Here is a 7,363-nt window from a genome sequence, read left to right as displayed (position 1 = left end):
CTATTCCTTATATCTATCTAGAGTTGCATCAAATGTATATTATTGATGAATCCTTATATGGTTATAGGCAAAGAGAAAATAGTATAACTACAAGCTTAGCTCCTTCTGTAATAGATAGAAATATTAATAGTCTTCAAAAGATTCTTTTAGGCTATATTGATAACTTTGAAAAAAATGATATCTTTTATATTGTTTATATTTATTTTATTAGAGTTTACTTCTCTTTTTTAATTCGTCATAAATCAATTGCATATTGTAAAAAGGAATGGGAATTTCTAAGTAGTAAATCTGGAAATATGAAAGGTGTTGATAGAGTGATTTTTCAATCTAGGAAGCATAGTTTATATTTTAATTTATATTTATTATTTGGGTTTTATAGTAATTTTTTTATGAATTTAATTATGATTGTTTATCGCAGGTTAAATAGAAAAATAAAAATATGAAATTTTTAATCATCGGCGCAGGATTCGCAGGCTCAATTGTAGCTCGAGAGCTCGTAGAAGCAGGACACCAAGTATTAGTGCTAGATAAACGTAACCATATCGCTGGTAATGCTTACGATGTAAAAGATGAACACGGTGTTTTAATTCATCAGTATGGCCCACATATTTTCCATACCAATAGCGAACGAATTTTTAATTATCTCTCAAAATTTACTGAGTGGCGACCTTATGAACATCGGGTACTTGGTGTAGTAGATGGGCAGGCATATCCATTCCCAATTAACCGAGATACCTTAAATCAGCTTTATGGTTTAGACCTTAACGAAGAGCAGGCAGCGGAATATTTTGAAAAAGTCCGTGAGCCTAAAGAACATGTTAAAAGTAGTGAAGACGTTGTTTTAAACACAGTTGGTCGTGATTTATACGAAAAATTTTTCTTAAACTACACCAAAAAACAATGGGGTTTAGATCCATCTGAACTTAAAGCAGGTGTTGCTGCCCGTATTCCAACGCGTACTAATACTGATGATCGTTATTTTACTGATACTTATCAAGCGATGCCGTTACATGGCTATACTGCGATGTTTGAGAATATCCTCAAGCATCCCAAAATTCAGGTGCAATTGGCTACAGACTATAAAGATTGGCTCAAACAAGATAGGCAATATGACCATTTGGTTTGTACAGGTTGTATTGATGAATTTTACGACTATAAATTTGGCAAATTGCCTTATCGCTCCTTGCGCTTTGAGCATGAATACCTTGCCGATACCGAGCATTATCAATCGGTGGGTACTATCAATTACCCCAATGATTATGAGTTTACCCGCATTACCGAGTTTAAACACCTGACTGGACAGCAACATCCTGCCACCTCAATTGTTCGGGAATATCCAACCACAGAAGGTGACCCTTACTACCCAATTCCTCGTGATGAAAATGAAGCCTTGTTGAAAAAATACAAAGCCCTTGCAGATGAAGAACAGAACGTGACTTTTGTCGGTCGTTTGGCAGAGTATCGCTATTACAATATGGATCAAGTGGTGGGTGCTGCATTAAATGCAGTTGATAAAATTTTGGAGAAAAAATAATTGAAAATCGCATTTTTATGTAAACGACAATACATGTCTAAAGATGTCATTTTGGACAAATATGCACGTTTATATGAAATTCCGAATCAATTGGCGCACCTAGGACATCAAGTTGAATGCTTTTGTTTGAGCTATCAATCGCATAATGAAGGCACTTGGGATGAATCAGATGAACATAAACAGCTCATTTGGCATTCAAAAAGTTATATCGGTTTAAAAAAAGCGGGCATATTGTCTTACCCTTTTTTGCTGCTACAGCAATTAAAACAATATCAGCCCGATATCATTATTACAGCGTCAGATATTCCTCATATTGTTTGGGGTGCTTGGTGCGCAAAAAAACTGAATAAGCCTTTTATGGCAGATTTATATGATAATTTTGAAGGGTTTGGACAAGCTCGAATTCCGGGTATGAAGCAACTTCTACGTAAGGCAGTTTGCCAAGCGCAATTAGTCACGACAACAAGCCAGCCGCTAGCAGATTTAGTGAAACTTGATTATGCGGCACAAGGTCAGGTCATTTCGATGCCGAGTACTGTAGATCTGCAAACCTTTGGTCATAGAAATAAATCAGATGCTCAAAAGCAACTCGGCTTACTGCCCAATATACAATATATCGGCACTGCTGGCGGTTTGTATAAAGACAAAGGTGTAGAGGTGATTTATAACGCTTGGGAACAGATAAAGAATGAGATGCCCAATGTGCATTTAGTCCTTGCAGGTCCATTTCAACAAGACTACCCACCTCCTATAGGGGATCGAGTTCATTATTTAGGTGCTTTACCGCATCATGAAATCGCCACGTTGTTCCAAGCCTTAGATGTAGGCATTATTTCTATCTTGGATACACCGTTTGGTCGGTATTGCTTTCCACAAAAAGCCTATGAAATGTTGGCGTGTCATCTACCTGTTGTGGTGGCGAGTATTGGTGAAATGAATTATCTATTTTCAACAACACCACAGGTTTTATTTAAAGCAGGTGATCAGCAAGATTTAGCAGATAAATTAAAACATCAAATTACACATCCTGTGCGCGCTGAGGTTGTAATTCAAGATTGGCGGACGATTATCAAGGGAATTGAGCCTGTGATCGCATCTTTAAAAGTTAATACTTAAACTTTCGTAGAAGACTCCATACTTTTAGCCAAAATGCGTGCATAGGCATTTGCCACGCTGTCCCAATCAATGTGTTCGATGGCATTATGCCGAATTCTCATAGCCCTTTCGATTGCCAATACAGGTTCATCTAACGCTTTTAAAATGGCAGATGCCAATTCTTGGGTATTGTGTGGATTGACTGCAATATGCTGAACGTCATCACCTAATAGATCTTCAATGCCAGCCACATGACCGACTACAGCTGGGCAACCACAACCAATGGCTTCCATCAGCGCAACAGGCAAACCTTCTTGATCACCGTTATCTGCTCGCACAAAAGGCGCCACAAACAAAGTCGCTTGATGATAAAGTTCAGGTAACTTATCTTGCGATAATGCACCTAAAAAATTGACATGTTTTTCAAGATTCAACTGCATAACTTGTTGTTTTAATTTTGATTCTTCAGGTCCAAACCCGACTATATTTAGACGCAATTCAGGATGTTCTCTCACTAAAAGGGATAAGGCATCTAATAAAAAATTGAGACCTTTTTTAGGTACGAGTCTACCAACAAAAAGTAGTTCATTTTCACGGCGTTGAATATTTGGGTTAGGCGTGAAGCGATGTCGTAAATCTACTCCCATTGGAATTACTTCAAGAATTTTGGGTTGTATCGATATTTGCTCTAAATAGTCTTTCATTGCCTGACTGACCACAGTCATTGCAGTTGCTTCTTTCGCCACTTTCTTTTTTATTTTAGTTAGTGCACGACCTTGTAGTCCAAATAAATCCCCCCCATGTGAGGTCACTACATAAGGGATGTTGAATTGTTTGTAAAATCGGCTTGCAATCCAACCTTGTGGAATCAACCAGTGTGCATGAATAATATCAATTTTTTGCGTACTCAAAATTTTTTTAACTGCAAGATATTGCCCTATCAGAAAACTGGGAACAAGTAGCCATTTCCACCAAAATGTTTTTAAATTGTTGATGATACCGCCATTATTGACTAAAGATTGTAGTTTCTTAGGCGCATAGTGGTAACGAACTACATACACACCATCTAACATGCCATTTGGGTCAGCATCTATAGCATCAGGCACTAATGCAATAATATTGAACTGCGCACTTAGCCTTTTACACAACTCATGAATAAACCCAGGCTCGTGGTCATTTGCCCAACGTGGATAAGTTGATGCTAAAACTAATACTGTTTTTTTTTGAGCCATAACGAAAAGCCTAAATACTCGAATAAAAGGAACAAGCTTTCAGCTGCTCTGCCTGCAATTTTTAGTGTATCCAATTTAATACTAAATATCAGAAAATTATAAAAATATTTATATTTAAATTAGGGACACGCCTTAATGCATTCTTAAGCTAAATAAAAAAGCAGATTATCATTTGATCTGCTTTTTTATTATCATACAGTCATTCTATTTTCACTGATTTAATCATGAAATTCTTTTTGCTGCTTCTTGCCAGTATTTTTATCTCTCTCGCATGGCTTCTGCCCATTCATTACCGTCCTTGGGTCACCTATACCGGTGAGCTATACGCCTTTTTATCCCTGTTTGCTTTAGCCGCCATTTATTTAAAAGAAAAAATCCAAATTCCAGTCATGAGTCTGCCCGTATTGCTACTGGCACTGATTCCTCTGCTGCAATATTTTTGTGGTGAAGTATTCTTCTTGGATAAAGCTGTGCTGAGTGCAATTTTTGTCTTTGGATTTTGGCTGTGTATGGTTTTGGGCTATAACTTGACCCAAACTCAGTTTGATCGGCAGCAGATTTTTACTGGCTTTAGTACGGTACTGCTACTCACGGGAACCTTAAGTGCAGTCATCGCGATTTGTCAGTGGTTAACGTTAGATGCCTATATCCCCGGTATGGTCGATATGCAAAATGCAGTTCGACCTTTTGCTAATTTTGCCCAACCCAACAATATGGCGACTTTTTTGCTCATGGCATTAATGGGTTGCTTATATTTATATGAAACACGAAAAATAAAAACGAGCATCTTAAGCCTGTGTGCGCTGATAATTATTTTTGCAGTGGCTTTAAGCCAATCGCGTACCTCATGGTTGGCGTGTCTGTGTATTTTAGTCTATGGCGCATATCAGCAATATAAAGGCTATATCCGTCTAAAATATTATTATACGTTGGCATGGCTTATGCTATTTGTGGGCTTTATTCTGCTGTTACCGCTTGCTACGCAGTGGATTGGGGATATCACCACTATAGAGGTTGCTCAAACCAAAACCGTGGCGGAACGCGCAACAGGCGATATGTCGCGTTTGGCTATTTGGCAGCAAATGTTGTATGCCATTTGCGATCGTCCATGGTTTGGCTACGGTTGGCATCAAACCAGTGTCGCTTATACTTTGGTCAGCGATCATGCGCAGGGGCCAGTCTGGATCCGCAGTGCACATAACTTTGTCATCGACTTTATTTTATGGAATGGCTTATTGGTGGGTTTGCCCTTTTTGGCTTATTTCGGCTATTGGGGCTATCAGCTGAATAAGCAGGTCAATTCTGTAGAATCAGTAATCGGTATTTTAATGCTAGGCGTGGTGTTGGTACACGGCATGCTCGAATTTCCGTTATTTTATGCTTATTTCTTGCTGCCGATGGGATTTATTTTGGGGGTGGTGCAATCACAAAATACTAATATTCGCAGTATCGGCTTATCACCGCGTTATCTACAAGTGACCTTCATTTTAGGCGTGTTGTTATTGGCGGGCATTTATCGAGATTATGAAGTGATGGTGCCGAAACTGAATCAATCAGTGCGCTATGAACACCGTCCTGAAAAAATCACCAATCAGGATAAAATTTATCTGCTCGAAGAGTTCAATCGACGCATCGCATGGATTCGTATGAATCCTTATAGCACTGTCAGCGATCAAGAATTGACACAGATTAGAGAAATCGTACTGAACTATCCAACCCGATACGACTTAATAAAATATGCCAAAGTGCTGGCGTTTAATGGTCAAGAGAAAGAAGCCCGTCATCAGCTTTGGTTGCTAAAACAATTGCACCAAGTCGATCTGGATTATGCATCTTTAGCCCCACCCATGCCTAATCAGTAAAACTTTAAAGTAAAACAGCCCGTTGATAAACGGGCTGTTTTTTTAATTCAATCAAGCAGATTTTTTAAATGAGTGATTAATCAACAACTTTAACTGACCGATAAAAAATTCCGCTTGTACAGGCTGAATTTAAACTTGGCTTTGAATATAGTTTTCCACGCCCACTTTTTCAACCAAATCTAGCTGTGTCGTGGTCCAATCCCAGTATTCCTCTTCTTTTTCCAGAATTTCTTGGAGCAGATCGCGGGTGACATAATCGAGTTGTTGCTCGGCCGAGCGCACCGCATTTTGTAAGACTTCAATATTTTCTTTAACTTTACGTACATCACAGTGCAACACTTCTACCGTGTGTTGACCTATATAAAGTTTGCCTAAATGTTGTAAATTGGGTAAGCCTTCTAAAAATAAAATACGTTCAATCACTTTATCGGCATGTTTCATCTGACGAATCGATTCTTTGTATTCAGCTGCGCCAAGCTGCTCAATTCCCCAGTCATTAAACATGCGTGAATGCAGAAAATATTGATTAATGGCGGTTAAATGCTGATATAGCACCTGATTTAATTGATTAATGACCTCACGATTGCCTTTCATTGTAAGCACTCCATTCATTGCTTTTGCCGAAATCAAATGTTCGGCAATAAAAATCATCATTGTCTTGATCTTAAACAACAAGCTGAAGAATGGCGAGTGATTTCTTGAACAGCAAATGAAAATCGCAATCAAGCGCGATTGCAGCAAAGGAGGTTATCTAAAGTATGCTTAAAGATGGAACAGAAAGCCACTCAGGTACTGCGGTTGAAGATGCAGCAGAAAGCGAATCAGGTACTGCGGTTAAATATTGATAGATGTGAATAAGACAGCGTAAATGAATTGCTTAGGCTGCAAAAGAGATGCGGGCAGCAATATCGGACAATTCATCACTGATAATGGCACGAGCTTCTGGGGCACAGCGACCACAACAGGTACCCAAATCGAGTAAATCACGCACTGCACGATAGCTTTCAGCGCCATTGCTGACGGCATCTTTAATATCTTGATCGGTAATACCGCGACATAAGCAAACGTACATGAGGGCTGTCCACAACAGTGAAATGAGATAAGTAATATTATTGATAATTGTTATCATTTGTCAATCAAAATTCGATTTAAACGTTGATTATTTTGATTGGGTTTTTGAATAAAAAAACACCACCTGATCGGTGGTATTTTATATAGATTTCTAACTATTTGATTATGGGGTATTAATAATCACAATACCATCCATCTCCACCAAGGAATCTTTAGGTAAGCTGGCCACGCCTAATGCGGCACGCGCGGGGTAGGGCTGAGCAAAATATTCACCCATAATTTGATTAACCAATTGGAAGTGACCCAAATCGGTGAGGAAAATATTCAGCTTGGCAATATCGGCCAATGTGCCACCGGCTGCTTCACAGACGGCTTTTAAATTATCAAATACACGGCGAATTTGCGCCTCAATCCCCACCACCAATTCCATGCTGTACGGATCTAAACCTATTTGTCCTGAAAGATACAGTGTATTGCCAGCTAAAATCGCTTGGGAATAGGTGCCAATCGCGGCAGGGGCATTTTCAGTATGAATAACTTGGCGGGGCATTGATTTCTCCTGAGATGAT

8 protein-coding genes are annotated in these 7,363 nt (G+C 39.0%); 4 read left to right on the top strand and 4 right to left on the bottom strand.

Annotated elements, in window-relative coordinates; genetic code table 11:
• The 3 genes from SE27_RS00720 to SE27_RS00710 all read left to right on the top strand — a co-directional run.
• Positions 1-443 (top strand): hypothetical protein (locus tag SE27_RS00720; RefSeq protein ID WP_227504621.1); only part of this gene is annotated, 443 nt, incomplete at its 5' end.
• Entirely contained in the window at positions 440-1,534 is a 1,095-nt protein-coding gene (glf, locus tag SE27_RS00715) for a UDP-galactopyranose mutase (RefSeq protein WP_039619974.1), read from the top strand. The genes SE27_RS00720 and glf, both read left to right, overlap by 4 nt.
• A gap of 33 nt (positions 1,535-1,567) precedes the next feature.
• Positions 1,568-2,650 carry a glycosyltransferase family 4 protein gene (locus SE27_RS00710; protein ID WP_227504620.1) on the top strand — a complete coding sequence of 361 codons (1,083 nt, stop codon included), beginning with the start codon at positions 1,568-1,570 and terminating at the stop codon, positions 2,648-2,650.
• Here SE27_RS00710 and SE27_RS00705 read toward each other — a convergent pair.
• Positions 2,647-3,861 carry a glycosyltransferase family 4 protein gene (locus SE27_RS00705; RefSeq protein WP_039619971.1) on the bottom strand — a complete coding sequence of 405 codons (1,215 nt, stop codon included), beginning with the start codon at positions 3,859-3,861 and terminating at the stop codon, positions 2,647-2,649. The two genes, SE27_RS00710 and SE27_RS00705, sit on opposite strands and share 4 nt — an antisense overlap.
• 224 nt (positions 3,862-4,085) lie before the next feature.
• Between SE27_RS00705 and SE27_RS00700 the strand changes: the two genes are divergently transcribed.
• Positions 4,086-5,723 carry a PglL family O-oligosaccharyltransferase gene (locus SE27_RS00700; protein ID WP_039619969.1) on the top strand — a complete coding sequence of 546 codons (1,638 nt, stop codon included), beginning with the start codon at positions 4,086-4,088 and terminating at the stop codon, positions 5,721-5,723.
• A 129-nt stretch (positions 5,724-5,852) separates the two neighbouring features.
• Here SE27_RS00700 and bfr read toward each other — a convergent pair whose 3' ends face one another.
• From bfr to SE27_RS00685, 3 genes are all read right to left on the bottom strand, one after another.
• Complete coding sequence (gene bfr, locus SE27_RS00695; protein ID WP_039623708.1) at positions 5,853-6,317, bottom strand: heteropolymeric bacterioferritin subunit Bfr; 465 nt, start codon at positions 6,315-6,317, stop codon at positions 5,853-5,855.
• Positions 6,318-6,600: 283 nt separating this feature from the next.
• Positions 6,601-6,795 (bottom strand): bacterioferritin-associated ferredoxin, encoded by a 195-nt coding sequence (locus tag SE27_RS00690; RefSeq protein WP_039619968.1) that lies wholly within the window; start codon positions 6,793-6,795, stop codon positions 6,601-6,603.
• 162 nt (positions 6,796-6,957) lie between these two features.
• On the bottom strand, positions 6,958-7,344 hold the full coding sequence (locus tag SE27_RS00685; RefSeq protein WP_039619966.1) for a RidA family protein: 387 nt from the start codon (positions 7,342-7,344) through the stop codon (positions 6,958-6,960).
• Between the last annotated feature and the right edge of the window lie 19 nt (positions 7,345-7,363).

The organism is Acinetobacter harbinensis (assembly GCF_000816495.1).
Classification (GTDB): Bacteria; Pseudomonadota; Gammaproteobacteria; order Pseudomonadales; family Moraxellaceae; genus Acinetobacter; species Acinetobacter harbinensis.
Note: the sequence above shows the minus strand (reverse complement) of the source record. Positions and strands in the feature narration are given on the sequence as shown.